Origin of the sequence: Microbacterium sp. NPDC090281, assembly GCF_044769635.1 — a bacterium.
Taxonomy (GTDB): Bacteria; Actinomycetota; Actinomycetes; order Actinomycetales; family Microbacteriaceae; genus Microbacterium.
In genome coordinates this window covers 2,047,818-2,066,108 of sequence record NZ_JBIVYH010000001.1, presented here as the reverse complement: position 1 = coordinate 2,066,108, position 18,291 = coordinate 2,047,818, and the positions used below count along the sequence as shown (strand labels likewise).

At 67.7% G+C, this 18,291-nt stretch carries 17 protein-coding genes; 8 read left to right on the top strand and 9 right to left on the bottom strand.

Features of this window, described 5'->3' with window-relative positions; all coding sequences use genetic code 11:
- Nucleotides 1-53 precede the first annotated feature (53 nt).
- A complete protein-coding gene (locus ACIQTX_RS09905; protein ID WP_402971760.1) occupies nt 54-1,055 on the bottom strand; it encodes a LacI family DNA-binding transcriptional regulator in 1,002 nt (333 codons plus the stop codon).
- A 562-nt stretch (nt 1,056-1,617) separates the two neighbouring features.
- Between ACIQTX_RS09905 and ACIQTX_RS09900 the strand changes: the two genes are divergently transcribed.
- Both ACIQTX_RS09900 and nhaA read left to right on the top strand, forming a co-directional pair.
- Nucleotides 1,618-1,791, top strand: a complete 174-nt coding sequence (locus tag ACIQTX_RS09900) for a hypothetical protein (protein ID WP_402971758.1) — start codon at nt 1,618-1,620, stop codon at nt 1,789-1,791.
- Nucleotides 1,792-1,858: 67 nt separating this feature from the next.
- Nucleotides 1,859-3,151, top strand: coding sequence for a Na+/H+ antiporter NhaA (gene nhaA, locus ACIQTX_RS09895; protein ID WP_402971756.1), 1,293 nt, complete (start codon nt 1,859-1,861; stop codon nt 3,149-3,151).
- 73 nt (nt 3,152-3,224) lie between these two features.
- Here nhaA and ACIQTX_RS09890 read toward each other — a convergent pair whose 3' ends face one another.
- The 3 genes from ACIQTX_RS09890 to ACIQTX_RS09880 are packed head-to-tail and all read right to left on the bottom strand — an operon-like array spanning nt 3,225 to nt 6,567.
- The gene (locus ACIQTX_RS09890) at nt 3,225-4,631 is read right to left on the bottom strand and encodes a hypothetical protein (RefSeq protein ID WP_402971754.1); all 1,407 of its coding nucleotides are present in this window, start codon (nt 4,629-4,631) and stop codon (nt 3,225-3,227) included.
- The gene (locus ACIQTX_RS09885) at nt 4,628-5,692 is read right to left on the bottom strand and encodes an NAD-dependent epimerase/dehydratase family protein (protein WP_402971752.1); all 1,065 of its coding nucleotides are present in this window, start codon (nt 5,690-5,692) and stop codon (nt 4,628-4,630) included. The genes ACIQTX_RS09890 and ACIQTX_RS09885 overlap by 4 nt, the downstream gene beginning before the upstream one ends.
- Complete coding sequence (locus tag ACIQTX_RS09880; protein WP_402971750.1) at nt 5,689-6,567, bottom strand: MTAP family purine nucleoside phosphorylase; 879 nt, start codon at nt 6,565-6,567, stop codon at nt 5,689-5,691. The genes ACIQTX_RS09885 and ACIQTX_RS09880 overlap by 4 nt, the downstream gene beginning before the upstream one ends.
- A 129-nt stretch (nt 6,568-6,696) precedes the next feature.
- On the opposite strand from ACIQTX_RS09880, the gene ACIQTX_RS09875 reads away from it, so the two are divergent.
- On the top strand, nt 6,697-8,004 hold the full coding sequence (locus ACIQTX_RS09875) for a molybdopterin-dependent oxidoreductase (RefSeq protein WP_402971748.1): 1,308 nt from the start codon (nt 6,697-6,699) through the stop codon (nt 8,002-8,004).
- Complete coding sequence (locus ACIQTX_RS09870; RefSeq protein WP_402971746.1) at nt 8,004-8,234, top strand: hypothetical protein; 231 nt, start codon at nt 8,004-8,006, stop codon at nt 8,232-8,234. Before ACIQTX_RS09875 ends, ACIQTX_RS09870 begins: the two co-directional genes overlap by 1 nt.
- Here ACIQTX_RS09870 and ACIQTX_RS09865 read toward each other — a convergent pair.
- Genes ACIQTX_RS09865 through ACIQTX_RS09855 form a run of 3 tightly spaced genes read right to left on the bottom strand, consistent with a single transcriptional unit; the run spans nt 8,196 to nt 10,209 of the window.
- Entirely contained in the window at nt 8,196-8,864 is a 669-nt protein-coding gene (locus tag ACIQTX_RS09865; RefSeq protein ID WP_402971744.1) for a class I SAM-dependent methyltransferase, read from the bottom strand. The two genes, ACIQTX_RS09870 and ACIQTX_RS09865, sit on opposite strands and share 39 nt — an antisense overlap.
- Complete coding sequence (locus tag ACIQTX_RS09860) at nt 8,861-9,550, bottom strand: DUF2064 domain-containing protein (RefSeq protein ID WP_402971742.1); 690 nt, start codon at nt 9,548-9,550, stop codon at nt 8,861-8,863. The genes ACIQTX_RS09865 and ACIQTX_RS09860 overlap by 4 nt, the downstream gene beginning before the upstream one ends.
- A complete protein-coding gene (locus tag ACIQTX_RS09855; RefSeq protein WP_402971740.1) occupies nt 9,547-10,209 on the bottom strand; it encodes a glycosyltransferase family 2 protein in 663 nt (220 codons plus the stop codon). Before ACIQTX_RS09855 ends, ACIQTX_RS09860 begins: the two co-directional genes overlap by 4 nt.
- 121 nt (nt 10,210-10,330) lie before the next feature.
- Between ACIQTX_RS09855 and ACIQTX_RS09850 the strand changes: the two genes are divergently transcribed.
- Nucleotides 10,331-11,050, top strand: coding sequence for a response regulator transcription factor (locus tag ACIQTX_RS09850; RefSeq protein WP_402971738.1), 720 nt, complete (start codon nt 10,331-10,333; stop codon nt 11,048-11,050).
- Complete coding sequence (locus ACIQTX_RS09845; RefSeq protein ID WP_402971736.1) at nt 11,050-12,198, top strand: sensor histidine kinase; 1,149 nt, start codon at nt 11,050-11,052, stop codon at nt 12,196-12,198. Before ACIQTX_RS09850 ends, ACIQTX_RS09845 begins: the two co-directional genes overlap by 1 nt.
- A gap of 41 nt (nt 12,199-12,239) precedes the next feature.
- On the opposite strand, the gene ACIQTX_RS09840 is transcribed toward ACIQTX_RS09845, so the two are convergent.
- The gene (locus tag ACIQTX_RS09840; protein WP_402971734.1) at nt 12,240-13,610 is read right to left on the bottom strand and encodes a glutamate decarboxylase; all 1,371 of its coding nucleotides are present in this window, start codon (nt 13,608-13,610) and stop codon (nt 12,240-12,242) included.
- 117 nt (nt 13,611-13,727) lie between these two features.
- Nucleotides 13,728-15,008, bottom strand: a complete 1,281-nt coding sequence (locus ACIQTX_RS09835) for an ion channel protein (RefSeq protein ID WP_402971732.1) — start codon at nt 15,006-15,008, stop codon at nt 13,728-13,730.
- A gap of 253 nt (nt 15,009-15,261) precedes the next feature.
- Here ACIQTX_RS09835 and ACIQTX_RS09830 point away from each other — a divergent pair, with 253 nt between their 5' ends.
- Both ACIQTX_RS09830 and ACIQTX_RS09825 read left to right on the top strand, forming a co-directional pair.
- Nucleotides 15,262-15,756 carry a DUF1269 domain-containing protein gene (locus ACIQTX_RS09830; protein WP_028502914.1) on the top strand — a complete coding sequence of 165 codons (495 nt, stop codon included), beginning with the start codon at nt 15,262-15,264 and terminating at the stop codon, nt 15,754-15,756.
- A gap of 118 nt (nt 15,757-15,874) precedes the next feature.
- Nucleotides 15,875-18,229, top strand: coding sequence for an arylsulfatase (locus ACIQTX_RS09825; RefSeq protein WP_402971729.1), 2,355 nt, complete (start codon nt 15,875-15,877; stop codon nt 18,227-18,229).
- Nucleotides 18,230-18,291: the final 62 nt, after the last annotated feature.

Here is an 18,291-nt window from a genome sequence, read left to right as displayed (position 1 = left end):
GTTCCGAACGACTCGCCAGAGTTCTGAGGCGTTCGGAACCCCTGCTCGTGCACTCACTCCGCTCGCACCGATTTGCGGTGGATGAGTTCAGGCACCGGTGTCGAGATAGTCGTTTCCCCCGCTCCATCCGTCTGCGCTAGCCGTTCCACCGCTGCCGTACCCAACTCGAACAATGGCATCTTGACGGTTGTCAAAGGCGGCCACACGGCGTCGGCGTACCAAACATCGTGGAGCGCCACGACCGAGAGATCATGCGGAAGCGTGGCGCCCATGACGTGCAACTCAGCGAGCGCGCCTACCGCAGCATTCACGTTCGCTACGACCACGGCGGTCGGTCGTTCAGGCAACGCCCAGATGCGGCGGATTGCAGTGTGTCCGTCGGTGCTCAGATACCCGTCTTCCACTATCCATTCGCGTCGGACGTCCAGCCGATGCGAGCGAAGCCCGTCAACGAACCCCTGCTCGCGCCGATCGGCCGATTCGAATCCCGGCGCTCCACCAAGAAAACCGATCCGACGATGACCGTTGTCGACTAAGTGATCGACAGCTGTCCGGATTCCCAAAGCATCATCCAGCGTCACCGACGGTAGCTCGAGCCCTGCGACACCGGAGAGCACGGTGACGACGGACGCCCGAAGGTTCAGCAGCTCGTCGCGCTGTTCGTCGCTCATGTGGGGAGTCGGCTGGATCAGCACACCATCCGTTCTTCCCTCCTCGACCATGCGAGTCAGCCATCCTGGACGTTCAAAGGCCGTCTCTGCGCCGGCGATCACGACTTGAAGATCATTGCGGAGTGCAGCAAACTCAACGCCGCGGATTAGTTCGGCATACATCGCACTCGTCGGCTCCGGCGTCACCAGGGTGATTGCAGATTTGATGTTCATCCGCAGCGCCCGCGCGGCGCGGCGCGGCACATAGTTCATGTCCGCGATTGCGGCGAGCACCCGTTCCCGTGTTTCACGAGAGATGCGCAGCGTTGGATCTGAGTTGTAGACGCGGGACACGACGGCCGGCGAAACACCGGCCCGCTTGGCGACGTCCTGACTGGCAGACACAGAGCTCCTCGCCTTCGAGTGGTAAATCGATTATATGGTGCCACTCGCTCGAAACAGGCGGCTCGCTTGAAGATCTCGCCCGCCCACGCCGGGGCCCGGTCTCAGTCCGCTTACGCTGAGACGCACTGAAGACCTTCGCACGAGCAACCGGATGCCACAACTTCGCTGCCGTAGAAGCGGGCCGGCCGTCGAAGACACGAGCACTACGCTGATTGGGCAGCTCAACTGGTCAATGTTCCAGAGTACTCGGGGACGTCGCGACGTCCGACGTCTGTTGCGCCAGGCTCTCCCCGCGTATAGCACTGGCAGGGTCGTGACGACGGTCCGTTCAAGGCCGTGAGCCTTGTGGTCCACGCGGTAGGTGGACTACGTCCATGCCGTGAACGGATCAAAGAAGCTGGGCATCCGAATAACTCGTGCGGGAATGTCTCGTCCCAGTCCGAGCATTCCTGCCACGTGATGTTCCAGGTCGGGAGCCATCGATACCGCCCCGGGCATCGTCCTCCGGTCTGCGATGAAGACGTTCCCCGTTGGGCCGCGCCCATCCCGATAGGCTGGTCGGGTGCCCCTCCTCTCGATCGCCGGCTCGACGCGTGCTCCGCACCGTCTGCGCTCGGCGACCCCGATGAGGGAATGGATGCGGGTCGTCATGCACCCGGGAACGAACGGATGGACCAGCGTCTGGGGCACCCTCTCGCACGGTGAGATCGCCGGCTGCCCGCCGCCACGGAACTAGACCACGCCTCGAACGGGGCGGTGGTCTTCCTGCGCCATTCACCCCTTCTCTCGCGTGAGGTCTTTCCGTGTCCCCGAATCCTTCCCCTGCCCGTTTCTCCCTTGCTCCGCACGCCCTGTGGCAGGGCATCCGCTCCAATGCCCGCAGCGATGTCCTCGGCGGGTCTCTCCTTCTCGCCGCGACATTCGCCGCGCTCATCCTCGCCAATAGTCCTGGCGCCTCCTGGTACGAATCGGTGCGGGACTTCACGTTCGGCATCCCTGAGCTGCACCTCGAACTCAGCATCGGCGCATGGGCATCCGACGGCCTCCTGGCGATCTTCTTCTTCGTCGTCGGCCTCGAGCTGAAGGAGGAGTTCGTCGCCGGGCGTTTGCGCGACCCACGCCGGGCGGCCCTGCCGATCGCGGCGGCCGTGGGTGGCGTCGTGGTCCCGGCGGTGATCTTCGCCCTGATCAATGCCGGCAGCGGAGCGGATGCGCTGCGCGGCTGGGCGATTCCCACGGCGACGGACATCGCCTTCGCCGTCGCCGTGATCGCGGTGGTCGGCAAATTCCTCCCGCCGGCGCTCCGCGTGTTCCTGCTGACACTCGCGATCATCGATGACCTCATCGCGATCACCATCATCGCCACCTTCTACACCGACACCATCCGGTTCCCATGGCTGATCCTCGCGCTCCTGCCGCTGGCCGGTTTCGCCGCCCTCGTGGCGAAGGGCGTGCGAGCGTGGTGGCTCCTGCTCCCGCTCGCCGTCGCGGTGTGGGTATGCATCCATGCCTCCGGTATCCACGCGACCGTCGCCGGCGTGCTGCTCGGCTTCGTCGTTCCCGTCAGGGCGAGCGAACGCGCCAGAGTGCGCACGGGTACCGACGACGCAGGGCGACCGATCTACGACGGCATGGCAGCGCATTTCGCCGACCGCTGGGGCGTCGTGGCATCGCTGTTCGCCGTCCCCGTCTTCGCCTTCTTCGCGGCCGGCGTCACCATCGGCGGATTCGAGGGGCTCGCGTCCGCGTTCGCCGACCCGATCACGATCGGCATCATCGTCGGACTCGTCATCGGCAAGCCCATCGGCATCCTGGCCACGACGTTCCTGTTGAGTCGCCTCCCGGCACTGCGACTGGATGAGACGCTGCGCTGGCCCGACCTGACCGGCATGGCGTTCCTCGCGGGCATCGGCTTCACGGTCTCCCTGCTCGTCGGGGAACTCGCCTACGGATCGAGCTCGGTCGCCGACGAGCACGTGAAGATCGGCGTGCTCGTCGGCTCGTTCGTCGCCGCCGTCCTCGGCGGGATCGTCCTCGCGGCCCGCAACGCCCGCGCACGGCAACGGCACGCCCCCGCATCCATCACCATCGAGTGAGGAAGGGACCGACGCGAAGCAGGCTACGCACACGAGGCGCCTGATCCGCAGCAGGTACGCGTGCGGTCGCTGCTCACCACCCGGTGCTGAGCAGCGACTGCACGACGATCGCGAAACCGATCTGCAGACCCAGCAGCCACCGACGCGTCGACGGCCCGAAGAGTGCGAGACCGAGCGTCGCCCACGGCACGAACGGCAACCAGATGCGTTCGACCTCCGCCCGGCTCATGTTCGACAGGTCGGCGGCGAGCACCATCAGCCACCCGGCTGCGGCCAGCATCAGCAGAACGACGCGCGGATCCCACTTCGCTCCCCCGCGCCCGCCCGCCACGACGTCCCTCGCGACGAACTCGCTCCCGCGCTCACGTGTGCGCCCGCCGAGCATCCCGACCGCTGCAGCGCCGACCGCGGCGATCGAGGCACCGATGGCGGGGCCTGCGCTCACGCCGAATGCGGCGAGATTGCCCCACAGCCAATACCCCGGCGGTCGCCGCGATGCCACGCCATCCCAGTAGCGCTGCTGCAGCACAGGGAATGCCTCCCACCAGGCGAACCCGTTGATCGCGAACAGTCCGACGACCCCCAGAGCCGCAGCAGCGGCGATCGGCAACGGAACCCACGACTTTCCCGCCCACAGGACCGCGACGGCCAGGATGCCCAGCAACGGCAGGCCATACGACATCATCACGCAGTATCCGAGCAGCACGCCCGCCGTGAGCGACCACACCACCCGTCTCGCGCCGGTGGTCGCCGTGGCCAGGGCGAGTGCGCAGATCCCCCACGCCGCGACCGCCATGAACAGTCCGTCGCCCGACACCGCGATCCAGATCGCGGCGGGCGTGAACACCAGGAAGAGCACCGCCCTTCGCGCGTACTCCTCGGCCCCCAGCGCCCGCAGCGCGATCATGACCGCCATCACGGTGGTGGCGCCCAGCATCAGCACGACGAACCCCGCGGCGAGCGCACTGCCGAGCCCGAGCCGGACCAGCGCGACGAAGAACAGCAGCGCTCCCGGTGGGTGACCGGCGATGTGCACCGGCCAGTTGTCCGCGTGGGCGTAGGGGATGCGTTCGATGTATTCGCGCAGGGTGGCGCCGACATCGTCGATCTCCCGCGCGGTGCCCAGATACTCATACCGGTGATCGAGGATCGTGCCGATCCCGTCGAGACCGTCGACTGTGGCGAGCGCGAACAGCCACAACGCTGACGCGCCGAAGGCGATCAGCAGCAGGTGCCCCCACCGTGCTGACGATGCGATGCGGGGACCCCAGACGATCGCTGCGATGCCGAGAAGGACCGCGAGCGGCGTGCCGGGCCCCAGCCGCGGCATCCATTCCGCGTGCAGCGGCGGGAACGAGTTCACCCGCACGTTCCAGCCCGTCAGAGCGGGGACGGCGATGGCCGCGGCGATCAGGAGGAGCGCCCCCACGACGCCCCAGACCGCCAGCCGCGAACCGGCGCGGGATCTCACCTCGCTCACCCCACGGCCCTGTCGCGCAGCGGTTCGTGCGCGAACTCCCGCACGCCCTCCTCGAACCCGACCCGAGGATTCCATCCCAGCTCCGCCCTGATGCGGTCGGCGGATGCGGTGATGTGCCGAACGTCGCCCATCCGGAACTCGCCAGTGCGCGGTGGCTGCTCGCTGCCGAACGCGGCGGCCAGCCCATCGGCGAACTCGCCGATGGTGTGCGGCACGCCGGTGGCGACGTTGAACGCCCTCGCCGTCTCCGCCTCGGCCGTCTCGGTCCAATCGAGTGCGGCGATGTTGGCGCCGGCGACGTCGCGGACGTGGATGAAGTCCCGTCGCTGCTCCCCGTCTTCGAAGACCCGTGGCGTCTCGCCGCGTTCCAGCGCCGAGCGGAACAGCGACGCCACACCCGCATAGGGCGTCCCCTGCGGCATCGCCGGACCGTAGACGTTGTGGTACCGGAGAAGGGCGGCCCTTCCACCGCTCTGCGCCCAGGAGCGGGCGAGCAGCTCCTGCTCGAGCTTGGTCGCCGCATAGACATTGCGTGGATCGCACGGCTGGTTCTCAGAGATCGACAGCGGTCGAAGCGGTGCGCCGGTCCGTGCCGACAGCGGGTCGAAGTGTCCGGCCTCCAGGTCGGCCCTCGTGCGCGGCGGCGGCTGCACGATGCGGTCGTCGTCGAGATACAGCCCCTCTCCGTAGACGACCATCGACGAGGCGAGCACGAGCCTGTCCACGCCGGCCTCCGTCATCGCCGCGAGCAGCGTCGCCGTGCCGAGCGAGTTCGACGAGACGTAGTCGGGAGCGTCACGGATGCCGAGGCCCAGACCGACTTTGGCCGCCTGGTGGCACACCGCGTCGACGTCGATCAGTGCCCGGGCGACAGCATCTTCGTCACGCACGTCCGCGCGCACGAACTCGACCTCACCGTGCGGAGGGCGCTGTGCCGCCGCGTGCACATCGGGACGCAGCGAGTCGAGGACCCGCACCCGCCATCCGGCGTTCAGCGCTGCATCGACGACCGCGGAGCCGATGAAGCCAGCCCCACCGGTGACCAGGAGCCTCCCCGTCATACCCGCGCCCCCTGCTCGTGCTCCCCGCGACGGAGGAGCGCATCGACGACGTCGGGTGCGAGTCGGGGAACGACCGCGCGTCCGGTCGGGATCGCGTCGATGATCGCCGCGACCGCCGCGCTGAGGCGAGGCTGTGCTGCCGCCATCACGGCGAAGACCCGTTCCGCAGTCGCCGAGGTATCGGCATCCGCCCCTCCCCGCTCGGTGTCGGTGTCGGTCACGATCGCGAGATTCACGTGGGCGAGGCCCACCTCCGCGGCGAGCGCGGCTTCCGGCAGCTGCGTCATGTTGACCAGACGGGCCCCCATCGCACGGTGCCAGTCGGCTTCCGCTGCCGTCGAGAAGCGAGGCCCCTGGATCACGACGCTCGTGCCGCTCGCATGCACCCGCTCCCCCAGCGACTGCAGGGCCGTGAACGCGATCCGGCGCAGGTCGGCGTCGTACGGCTCAGCGAACGGCAGATGCTGCACCCCCGACACCCCTCCGATGCCGTCGAAGTACGTGTCGGCTCTGCCGTTCGTGCGATCGATCAGCTGATCGGTGAGCACGAAGTCACCCGGACGAAGCGAGGCATCCAGACCCCCGACGGCGTTCGTCGACAGCAGCACCCGCGCTCCCCTGCGCCGCAGCCCCCACAACAGTGGCCGAGGATCGACCAGATGCGGCGGCACGCGGTGCCCGACACCGTGGCGCGGCGCGAATCCCACCCGGCGCCCGTTCAGCAGCCCGGTCACGATCTCCGGAACCGTGCCCCACGGTGATCCACTCGGCGCGATCACGACCCGGTCGGCGAGATCGAGCTTCTCGAAACCCGATCCCCCGATCACCGCGAACTCGATCTCGACGTCGCTGGCGTCCTGCTGTGCATCACTCATCACCCCAGAGTGCGCGAGCGGCGGCCGTCCAGTGTCCCGATTTCCTTACATCGCGATGACATCTGACCCGTCATCACTCTGTAAGGGGATCGGCGACTCCGCGCCGCGTCTGCTTCGCATACTGGGGCCATGGGCACTCCCCGCACGAGAGACTCCGTCACCGAGCGCCTCTCGAACGCGCTCCAAGAGAGGTCCGAACGGGCGCGCGCCGCTCTCGGTTCCCCGTTGCGCACCACCAGGACGACGGTCGTCGTCGGCCGTCTGCTCGGGGCAGCGTTCCTCATCTGCTTCCTCACCGGGATCTACAGCAATCTGCTGCAGAGTCCGCTGCCATGGCTGTCCCCGCCGCCGGGGCCCGCCCACCTCTACGCGTGGACGCAGGGGACGCACGTGGTCGTCGGTGCGATGCTCATCCCCCTGCTGTTGGCCAAGCTCTGGGTCGTGTTCCCCAAACTCTTCACGTGGCCTCCGGTTCGGAGCCTCCCGCACCTTCTGGAACGTGCGAGCCTGGCGATCCTCGTCGCCACCGCCCTGATGGAGCCGATCACCGGAGTGCTCAACGCCCTGAAGTGGTACCCGTGGGACTTCTCGTTCCGCCGCACGCACTTCGCTCTCGCGTGGGTGCTCATCGGCGCCATGATCGTCCACGTCGCCGTGCACCTGCCGGCGATCATCCGCGCCTGGCGGAGCGGCGGTCCCGAGGACGCCGTAGAACCGGAGCAGGCTCAGACCCCGGAGGAGAAGCAGAGCCCTGAGGAAACGCAGAGCCCGGAACAGGATCCGCCCGAGAGCAGAGACCAGGATGCGGACGGAGACCAGACCGAGGGAGCGCCGAAGACGACCGCCGTCTCCCGGCGCCTGTTCCTCGGAGTCGTCGGGGGCGCCTCGGCGCTGACCGGTGCTGCCGCGCTCGCACACGCGGTCACCCCGATCGGCCCGTTCAGCCTGAAGGCACCCCGGGCCCGTGTGTATGCCGCACAAGGGGTCACCGTCAATCGTTCCGCCCGACAGGCCGAGGTGACAGAGCTCGCGAGCGACCCCGGATGGATGCTGCGACTCGGAACCGGCGACGGTGCGCTCGCCCTGAAGCGCGCTGACCTCGAGGCCCTGCCACAGCGGACAGAGGTGCTGCCCATCGCCTGCGTCGAGGGATGGACGATCGATGCGACCTGGACCGGCGTGCGACTCCGCGATCTGCTCGACCTCATCGGCATACCAGAGGATGCGACGATCCGCCTGCGCAGCATGCAGCGCCGCGGCGCGTTCCGGGAGACGACCATGCCGGCCGCGTACGCACGTGATCCGCGCACCCTGATCGCCCTGCGCCTGAACGGGGAGCCGCTGGACCTCGATCACGGGTATCCCGCACGGGTCATCGCTCCTGGAAGACCAGGGGTGCTCCAGACGAAGTGGCTCGAGTCCATCGAGGTGGCCTGATGCGTTACATCCGCCCTGCACTGCTCATCGTCGGAGGTCTGGTGCTCGCGTGGGGAGGATGGCTCCTCCTCTCGGCGCAGTCCGTCGACCAGCTGTTCAGCGTCGCGGTCTGGCTCGTCGCCGTGGTCGTGGTGCACGACGGGCTTCTGGCTGTGATCAGCGCCGCGCACCATAGGCTCGTCGGGCGTCGCTCAGACCTGGCGGCGGAGCCGGACGAAAGCGCGCCCTGACACGGTCCAGCTCTCGACGAGGTCGAGAGCTGAGCCGTGCAGCCGACGCCGCAGCGCCGCGGCCCCGATGTCGTACCAGGGGAAGGCGGAGCTTGATCGTCCGTCGTCGTCGACCACGGTGGCCACGAACCCGCGGTCGACTTCCGGGTCGGGATCGACCTCGACGAGGATGCTGCCGAGAGGGGTGATGATCTCGGCGCAGCGTTCGAGCAGCACTGCGGGTGACCCGCCGATGCCGATGTTGCCGTCGAGGAGGAGCAGCGACTCCCACGCACCCTCCTGCGGAAGCGCGTCGAAGACCGACAACTGCAGTGCCGGCAGTCCTCGTTCCCGCGCGTGCTCGACGGCGGTCCGCGAGACGTCGACGCCGAGACTGAGCTGCCCGGAGCGGATCGCCGCATGCAGGATCCGCCCCGGTCCGCAGCCCACGTCGAGCACCGGGCCCCTGATCCTCGAGATCACCGAGTCGTCGGCGGCATCGGCAGCGGCCAGGAACCGGCCGATCTCGACGCGTCGCTCGCCCCCCGCTGCCACCTCGACCAACCGCAGCACACCGCCTCCGTTGCGCAGAGCGACGTCGTACGGAGCGTCTCCGCCCGCGCCGAAGTGCGCAGTCGCCGGGGCACTCATGACGCACCGGCTTCGAGATCGACGCCCAGATGGGGCAACAGGCGGGCGAGGTGTCCCCCTGCCGGCAGCACCGACGACACCTCGCGCAGGGAGGCGAGGTCGTCGATGTCCGTCAAGGGCGGGGCGGAGGCGATTCTGAGCCAGGCGTCGACCAGGCGCTCGCGCTGGAGCAGCCCCGTGTCCGGCGCCGACATCGGAACCCCGCGCACCAGATCGCCGCGTGGGCGGCCGCCGAGTCGCTCCCGCGGCAGGTCGTCGAGGCCCAGCAGCCAGAATCCGCCGTCCTCGGCCGGACCGAACCAGGCGTCGACATCATCGGACCACTCGTCGGCGAAGGCGCGCAGGAGCACCGGATCCACCTGGGGCGTGTCCATGCCGATCAGCAGAACGCGGCCGGTGCAGGAATCCAGTGCCGCGGCGATCCGATCGTCGAGGCCCCCCGCGACCTGCGGGATCGAGTCGAAGCCGGCGGGGAGTGCGATCTCACCCTGGGCGCAGACGACGACCGGCAGCCCGGTCGCGCCGACGGCGGCGAGAGTATCTGCGAGGCTCGCCGCCGCGATCCTCGCCGCGTCTTCCAGCGTGAACGGCGGATGCAGGCGCGTCTTCACCCGCCCGGGGACGCACTCCTTGGCCATCACGACGATCGTCGTCGTCTTCGTGTTCGTGTTCGTCGTCTGGCTCATGCGAACCTCCGCAGGGCGCTGCGCATGTCGACGACGGCGGTGACGGTGCCGCGGACGGTGCCGGTGACCTTCGATCGTCCGAGTCGCGGCCGGTAGTCCACGTCGACCTCGTCGATCCGCAGCCCCTCCTTCCACCCCCGGAGCAGCAGTTCGAGGGGGTAGCCGCTGCGGCGGTCCTCCAGACCGAGGGCGAGAAGCTGCTCGCGTCGCCCGGCACGAAAGGGGCCGAGATCCTGCAGGGTGAGGCCGGTGCGACGGCGCACCATCGCGAGCAGCGCGGCATTCGCGACGCGGGCGTGCACGGGCCACGACGCCGAGCTCGTGACCCTGCGCCGACCGAAGACGAGGTCGCTCACCCCCCGGTGGACGGGCTCGGCGACCCGATCGAGCTGGCCGAGGTCGAAAGAACCATCGGCGTCGCAGAACGCGACTACCGGCGCGGTGGCGGCGCAGAGCCCCGCGTGCACCGCGGCCCCGTAGCCGCGCTGGTGCGCCTCGATGACCAGGGCACCGGCGGCGCGTGCGACCTCAGCCGAACCGTCGGTCGAGCCGTTGTCCACCACGATCGCCCTCGCGCCCCGCGGGAGCGCGGCGAGAACGCCCGGCAGTGCCGCCGCCTCGTCGAGGCACGGCAGGACGACGTCGGTGCGGAATCTCATACACCGACGCTAGGGATCGCGGTCTTCTCCGACCCCGCCAACTCCTTACGAACCGAGGAAGGATGCCGGGAACGGCCGGATTCCCCGCGAGGAAGAGCACCCTCGAACCTACGATGGGAGCATGGTCCAGCCGCTGTCCGACTCCCCCGAGCTCGCGGATCGTCGCGTCCTCGTGATCGAAGACGATGCGACCGTCTCCGAGATCGTGCGCACCTACCTGCAGGCCGCCTCGTACATCGTGGACATCGCCACAGACAGTTTCGCCGGACTCGCCGCCGTCTCCGCCGGTGCACCGGACCTCGTCGTGCTCGACCGGATGCTGCCGGGCATCGACGGCGCCGAGGTGTGCCGTCGCATCCGCGCCGACTCCTCCGTGCCGATCATCATGCTCACAGCGCTCGGCTCCGAGGACGACCGCATCGACGGCCTGGAGGCGGGAGCGGATGACTACGTCGTCAAGCCGTTCTCCCCCAAGGAGCTGGTGCTGCGCGTCAACTCGGTACTGCGCAGGAGCCTCCCGGAGTTCGCGCGCGAGGCGCCGTTCCAGATCGGCCCCTTCCATCTCGATCCCTCTGCCCGCATCGCGACCAAGCATGGTGCTCCGCTCGAGCTGTCGGTGCGTGAGTTCGATCTCTTCGCGTTCCTCCTCAAGCACCCTCGGCAGACTTTCGACCGGCCGACTCTGCTGCGAAGTGTCTGGGGCTGGGAGATCGGCGATCTGTCGACGGTGACCGTCACGACGCGTCGCCTGCGCGAGAAGATCGAGGAGGACCCTGGCAACCCGACGGTACTCGTCACCGTGTGGGGCGTCGGCTACCGCCTCGAGCTGGAGCCCGCCTGATGCCCGCCGCCGATGTCGCGGCGATCGCCGGTATCGCCCTGATCTGCGCACTGCTGGTCGGTGTGTTCGGTGTGATCGCGCTGTGGCTGCTTCGTCGCCGCTCGCTCGTGGTGCAGCTGTGCGTCGTCATCCTGGCGGTGGTTCTCGCCTTCGCTACCGGGGTGCTCGCTGTCGCCGAGGCCATGTACATCTCCCGCCACGACCTCCTCGTGGTCGTGGTGGTGACCGTGATCTCAGCCGTCGTGGCGCTCGGCGTGGCCGTGCTGCTCGCCATGCAGTTGCTGCGGGGCGTCCGCTCCCTCCAGAAGCTGACGCACTCGGTGGGCGACGGCGAACGCCTCGACACGACCGGCGCGATCGCCGTGAATGCCGACTTCGCCCGTGTGGCCGAAGAGCTCGTCACCACCAGTGAGCGACTCGCCGCCGCGAGGGACGAGGTGCAGCTCCTCGACCGCTCCCGGCGCGAGCTGATCGCTTGGATCTCGCACGACCTGCGCAGCCCGCTCGCCGGTCTGCGGGCGATGACGGAAGCCCTCGACGACGGGATGGCCGATGATCCGGCGAGATTCCATCGCCAGATGCGCCGTCAGGTCGACCACATGACCGATCTGGTGGACAGCCTCTTCCAGCTCTCCAAGATCACCTCCGGTACTCTCGTGCTCCACCCGGAGCCGATGTCGCTCCACGACCTGGTCAGCGACGCCGTCGCCGAGCTGGCACCCGTCGCCCATGCGCGGAGCATCGCGCTGGTCGAGCTCACGAGCCCCGATCACACGATCGTCGGCGATGCCAGGGAGCTTGCGCGCGTGATGATGAACCTCCTCGCGAACGCGATCGAGCACACCCCGAGCGGTGGGACAATCCGCATCAGCACTGCACGCGAGAACGAGGTGATGCTGCTGTCGGTGGAGGACTCGGGAACCGGCATCGCCCAGGCCGACCTCGACCGTGTGTTCGAACCCGGATGGCGCGGCACCGACGCCAGGACCCCTGGCACCGGAATCCATGGCGCGAGCGGTGCAGGACTCGGTCTCGCGATCGCCCGCGGCATCGTGGAGGCGCACGACGGCGTGATCAGCGCCCACCAGGCGAACGTAGGCTCACGCTTCGACATCCGCCTGCCCGCCGCACAGACGGTGACGGCATAGGGCCCTCCTGCCTGCACCCGAGGCGGACATGGTCGATCCGCTCAGTGGTGGAAGGCCGATTGGGGCTTCTCGGCGGGCATGGGCGATTCGAGCGCGTCGAGGTACGCGACCTCGGTCTCGATCGCCTGCAGCAGGTCGGCCGCGAGGTCCATGCTCAGCCCGTTGCGGACGACGATGCGCTGCACCGTGATCTGCTCGAGGTCGGCCGGCATCGGGTAGGCGGGGATGAGCCAGCCCTTCATCCGCAGCCGATCCTGCAGGTCGTAGAGCGTCCAATTCTTCGTGTGTCCCTCGATGAGCCGCCAGGCGAACACCGGGATGTCACTGCCGTCATTCCACAGCTCGAAGGCGTCGAGCTTGCCGATTCCCGCGGAGAGGAACTTCGCGACGTCCTGCGACGTCTGCTGCACGGCCCGGTACCCCTCGAACCCCAGCCGCAGGAACAGGTAGTACTGGAGCACCACCTGCGCGCCAGGACGGGAGAAGTTCAGGGCGAACGTGGGCATCTCGCCACCGAGATAGCTCACCTTGAACACCAGATCCTCCGGCAGCCACTGCGCGTCGCGCCAGACCACCCACCCGAGCCCGGGATATACGAGCCCGTACTTGTGCCCCGACGTGCTGATCGAATGCACCCGCTCGAGCCGGAAGTCCCACACCACATCGGGCTGCAGGAACGGCGCGATCATCGCTCCGGAGGCACCGTCGACGTGGATGGGGATGTCTAGCCCCGTGGTCTTCTGGATCTCGTCCAGAGCTGCGGCGATCTCGGCCACCGGCTCGTACATGCCGGTATAGGTCACTCCCATAATCGCGACCACGCCGATGGTGTTCTCATCGACGTACTTCGCCAGATCATGCCCGTCGAGCGTCTTGTGCTCCGCACTGATCGGCACGTACCGCGGCTCGACGTCGAAGTAGTTGCAGAACTTCTCCCAGCACACCTGCACCGCAGACGACATCACGAGGTTCGGGCTCGAAGCATCCTTCCCCGCCGCACGCCTCGCCTGCTGCCACCGCCGCTTGAACGCGAGGCCACCCAACATGCACGCCTCCGACGAGCCGATCGTCGAGGTGCCGATGCTCTTCTCCGCATCCGGCGCGTTCCAGAGATTCGCCAGCATGTGCCAGCAGTTCTCCTCGATCGCCGCCGTCTGCGGGTACTCATCCTTGTCGATCATGTTCTTGTCGAACGATGCGGCATAGACCTGCTTGGCGTCGTCGTCCATCCAGGTGCTCACGAACGTCGCGAGGTTCAACCGCGCGTTGCCGTCGAGGATCGTCTCGTCCTCCACGATCTGCTTCGCCGTCTCAGGGAGCGACTCGCCGGCGGGGATCACATGACGCGAGGTGAGCGTCGCCTCCCCCGCCCTCGTGAAGATCGGCTGCTCGTCGGCGGAGGGAGTGCTCATGTCCGGAACCTTTCGCTTCGCTTATCGCGTCACGCCACTCTTGCAACGGAAGCGGGCTAGCGCTACCGACGTTCGACCAGTCCCGCTCCTGCGATTCCACACATGTGCTCGGGGCACTCAGGCATCAGCTGCATGTTCGGCAGGCGCCCGCACGAGCATCTCGGGCGCCCGGGAGACGAGGAGCCAGGTGGGGAGAATCGCGATGCAGAGCACTGCCAGCACCGTCACGCTTCCCGTCACCGCGACCGCGATGAACAGGGCGATCCACCCGTCGCGGGAGATCGCGAGCACCATGCCGAGCACTCCTCCCGCGATCGCCACGACGATGGGGACGCCAGGGACGAGGGCATTGGCGAGAACCCCGATCGCCGTGCCGATGAACACGGCGGGGAAGATCCGGCCACCCCGGAAGCCCGCTGCCGCCGCGATGACAAGGGCGACGATCTTCACCGCGACGATGATGAAGAGCTGCCCAGAGTCGTAGTCGTCGCGGTCCATGACGAGGGTGGCTGTCTGCTCCAAACCCTTGAACAGGGTGATCGGCCCCCCGATAATTCCCAGTACCCCGAGGACCATGCCACCGAGAGTCACGTACAGCACCGGGTTCCGCAGCAGCCGGAACGTGCGATGCATGAGCGGGAAGACGGCAGCAGCGCCGATACCGAGAAGCGCGGCGAAGACCGCGATGACGGTGGCACTGAGCAGGTCGATGGCGGCGATGCTGTCGTACGACGGCATCGGTACCGCGAACGACGGTTGAGTCAGCAGCGACATCGTGACCGCACCGGCACCGGCGGCGAGCAGCGGGAGGAAGAGCTTGTCCCAGAGAGCCTGACCACCGGCCATCGCCCCCACGACACCGGTGAACACGAGGGCGGCGGCAACGGGCGTGCCGAACAGCGCGCCGATCGTCGCTGCCGCGGTGATGAGCACGATCAGCTGCCCGGAGACTCCCGGCCAGAACCTGGCGAAGACGGCGACGAGGATGCCGGTGTTGATCGCGATGATCGGGCTCTCCGGTCCCAGGCTCACCCCTCCGGCGAGCGCGAGCACGGCGACCAGGGCGAGAGAGGGCAGTGCGCTCAGAGGAAGGGGCGGCGCGATGAGCTCGGTGAGGGCTGAGTCCCGCCCGCCGTGCCCCGGAAGCAACCAGATCGCGATCCCCACGGCGAGTCCGGTGAGCGTGAGAACCGTGAAGATCCACCACGCCGAGTCGGGATCGAAGCCGGCCGCGTGCGGGAGTCCCTGCCACAGCGCATTCTGGAGGACCAGCGCCAGTTCCTCGACCACGAACAGGATCAGCGCGGAGACGACCCCGATGATGACCGCTGGCAGCGAGAGGACGACGAGCCGCCGAACGGTCGTCGCAGAAGTCAGTTCGCTCTCATCAGTGGCCATCGCGCCTCTTCCGCTGCTTGTGCTTCACAAGCGCAACGGCGCAGTGATCACCGCATTATCTCCACAGGTCGGCCTCTGCATCAATTCCCGCGTGGTGGCGGACGAAGGTACCCCGGGTGAATTCCTGACCGCACCCGCGTTTCGCTGGAGCGCCGCAGTTAGCCTGACCTGAAGCGGGAGCCACCGTGGAGTGGCCTCCTGTCGCACACGGCTGAGGGTGGTCGACTCAGCCCTGAACAAGGGAAGTCGCCCCATGGCCGAACTGATCGTCATCTCCTTCGACACCGAGCCTCAAGCAGAAGGCGCCTACGACGAGATCCTGTCCCTGCAGAACGACCTCGTCGTCGAGCTTGCAGGTCTCGCGCTCGTGAAGGTCGATGAGAAGGGCAAGACGAAGGTCGAGTACCCCGGTGCCGCGGGCAACGTGGGCGTTGGCGCCGCAGGCGGAGCGCTCTTCGGCGTGCTCATCGGCCTGCTGTTCTTCGTGCCGATCGCGGGTCTCCTCTTCGGCGGCCTCTTCGGAGCACTGTTCGCCGGGCTCGACAAGTCCGGCATCGATGCGGAGTTCCGCGACCGCGTGAAGAGCACGGTCTCCGCCGGGAAGTCGGCCGTCGTCGTGTACGCGACGAAGATCACGGAGGACAAGTTCGCTGCCGCGCTCGCGCCTTTCAACGGCACCGTCGTGCAGACCTCCCTCTCCGCCGAAGACGAGAAGGAGCTCATCCACGACCTCGGCGGCGCACAGTAACCAGCGCACTTCGATGCCGGGCACGGGCAGGGAGCGATCCGATCCCCGTGCCCGGCATCGGTGCATCCGCTCGATCCCGTATCCCCACGAAGCCACCCCACCAGAAGAAGGAACTTCCATGACCGCGGAACTGCCCGGTTCGATCCTGCCGCTTCCCGACCGTGATTATCAGGGACCGGTCGTCTTCGACGCGAAGAAGTCGGAGGCCGATTTCCCTCCGCTCGTCGCCAAGCGCCCGCCCAAGAGCGCCCCCAACGTTCTGGTGATCCTGCTCGACGACGTCGGCTTCGGTGCATCGAGCGCTTTCGGCGGACCGATCCACACGCCGACAGCGGAACGCCTCGCGAACTCCGGTCTGAAGTACACGCGGTTCCACACCACCGCACTGTGCTCCCCCACTCGAGCAGCGCTGCTCTCAGGGCGCAACCACCACGCCGTCGGCATGGGGCACATCACCGAGACCGCCACACCCTCGCCCGGATACCGCTCCACACGACCGAACTCCGCGGTGCCGCTGCCGGAGATCCTGCGCCAGAACGGTTACAACACCGCCCAGTTCGGCAAGTGTCATGAGGTGCCCGTGTGGGAGACCGGTCCCACCGGACCGTTCGACCACTGGCCCGCGTTCTCGGGCTTCGAGCGGTTCTACGGTTTCATCGGCGGGGAGACCAACCAGTGGACCCCTGCACTCGTCGATGGTGTGACCGCCGTCGAGCCACCGACGGATGAGGGATACCACCTCATGCCCGACCTGGCAGATAAGACCATCGACTACGTGCGGCAGCAGAAGAGCCTGACCCCGGACAAGCCGTTCTTCATCTACTTCGCGCCCGGGGCGACGCACGCCCCGCATCACGTGCCGAAGGACTGGATCGCGAAGTACAAGGGCGCGTTCGACCACGGTTGGGATGCGCAGCGCGAGCAGACGTTCGCCCGTCAGGTGGAGCTCGGAGTGATCGCAGCCGACTCGAAGCTCACCGAACGCCCTGAGGGTCTGCCGGCGTGGGATGACGTACCGGAGGAGCAGAAGCCGATCCTCGCGCACCAGATGGAGGTCTATGCGGCATTCCTGGAGTACGCCGATTTCCACACCGGCCGGGTCATCGACGCGTTGGAAGAGCAGGACATCCTCGATGAGACCCTTGTCTACTACATCATCGGCGACAACGGGGCGAGCGCGGAAGGCGGCATAAACGGCGCCTACATGCTGACCACCGCCTCCAACGGAGGCGGCCAGTTCGAGACCGTCGAGTTCTGGAACGAGCACCTCGACAAGGTCGGCGGCCCGGAGGCGTACAACCACTACTCCGTCGCCTGGGCGCATGCGATGTGCACGCCTTATCAGTGGACCAAGCAGGTGGCTTCGCACTACGGCGGCACGCGCAACGGCACCATCGTGCACTGGCCGAGCGCGATCGACGGCGCAGGCGAGGTCCGCAACCAGTGGCACCACGTCATCGACATCGCCCCGACCATCCTCGATGTCGCCGGACTCGCCGAGCCGCACACGGTGAACGGGGTCACCCAGATCCCGATGCACGGCGTCTCGATGGCGTACACGTTCAATGCGCCCGACGCCGACGAGCGGCATGTCACGCAGTACTTCGAGCTGATGGGCAACCGCGGCATCTATCACAAGGGGTGGACGGCACAGACGAAGCACCGCACCCCCTGGGACGTCGTCTCGAAAGCGCCCGACTTCTCCGCCGACGTGTGGGAACTGTACGACACCTCCGTCGACTGGACCCAGTCGAACAACCTGGCGGCCGAGCACCCCGAGAAGCTGGCGGAGATGCAGCAGATGTTCCTGATCGAGGCGGCGCGGCACAACGTGTTCCCGCTCGACGATCGGGCGGCCGAACGGATGAACCCTGCGATCGCCGGCCGGCCGACCCTGGTCACCGGCGACTCGTTGCGGCTCTACCCCGGCATGATCCGGCTCGGTGAGAACGTCGCATTGAACGTGAAGAACCGGTCCTACTCGGTGACCTCTCAGATCACGGTCCCCGCGGACGGCACGCTCGAGGGCGCGCTCGTCGCGCAGGGCGGGCGCACCGGCGGCTGGTCGTTCTTCGCGGAGGACGGGAAGCTCGGATACCACTACAACTACTGCGGGCTGGTCCGCACGACGGTGATCTCCGACAACCGGATCGGCGCTGGGGATCATCTCGTCCGCGTGGAGTTCGCCTATGACGGTGGCGGGATCGGGAAGGGCGGGGATGTCTCGCTGTTCATCGATGGCGTCGCGGCAGGCTCGGGACGCGTCGAACACACTCACCCGCTGTACTTCTCGTTCGACGAGGGCATGGACACCGGCGAAGACACCGGGATGCCGGCGTACGAGGGCTACAAGGAGTGGGGTGGCAAATTCAGCGGCACGCTCTCCTGGGCGGAAGTCGCGCTGGGCACCGACGATCACAACCACCTGGTCGACCCGGAGGAGCACCTGAACGCCGCGCTGCGGCATCAGTAGAGACCCCCGCTCACGAAAGGAGGACCCCGTCCGCGCGGACGGGGTCCTCGACCCACCAGAGA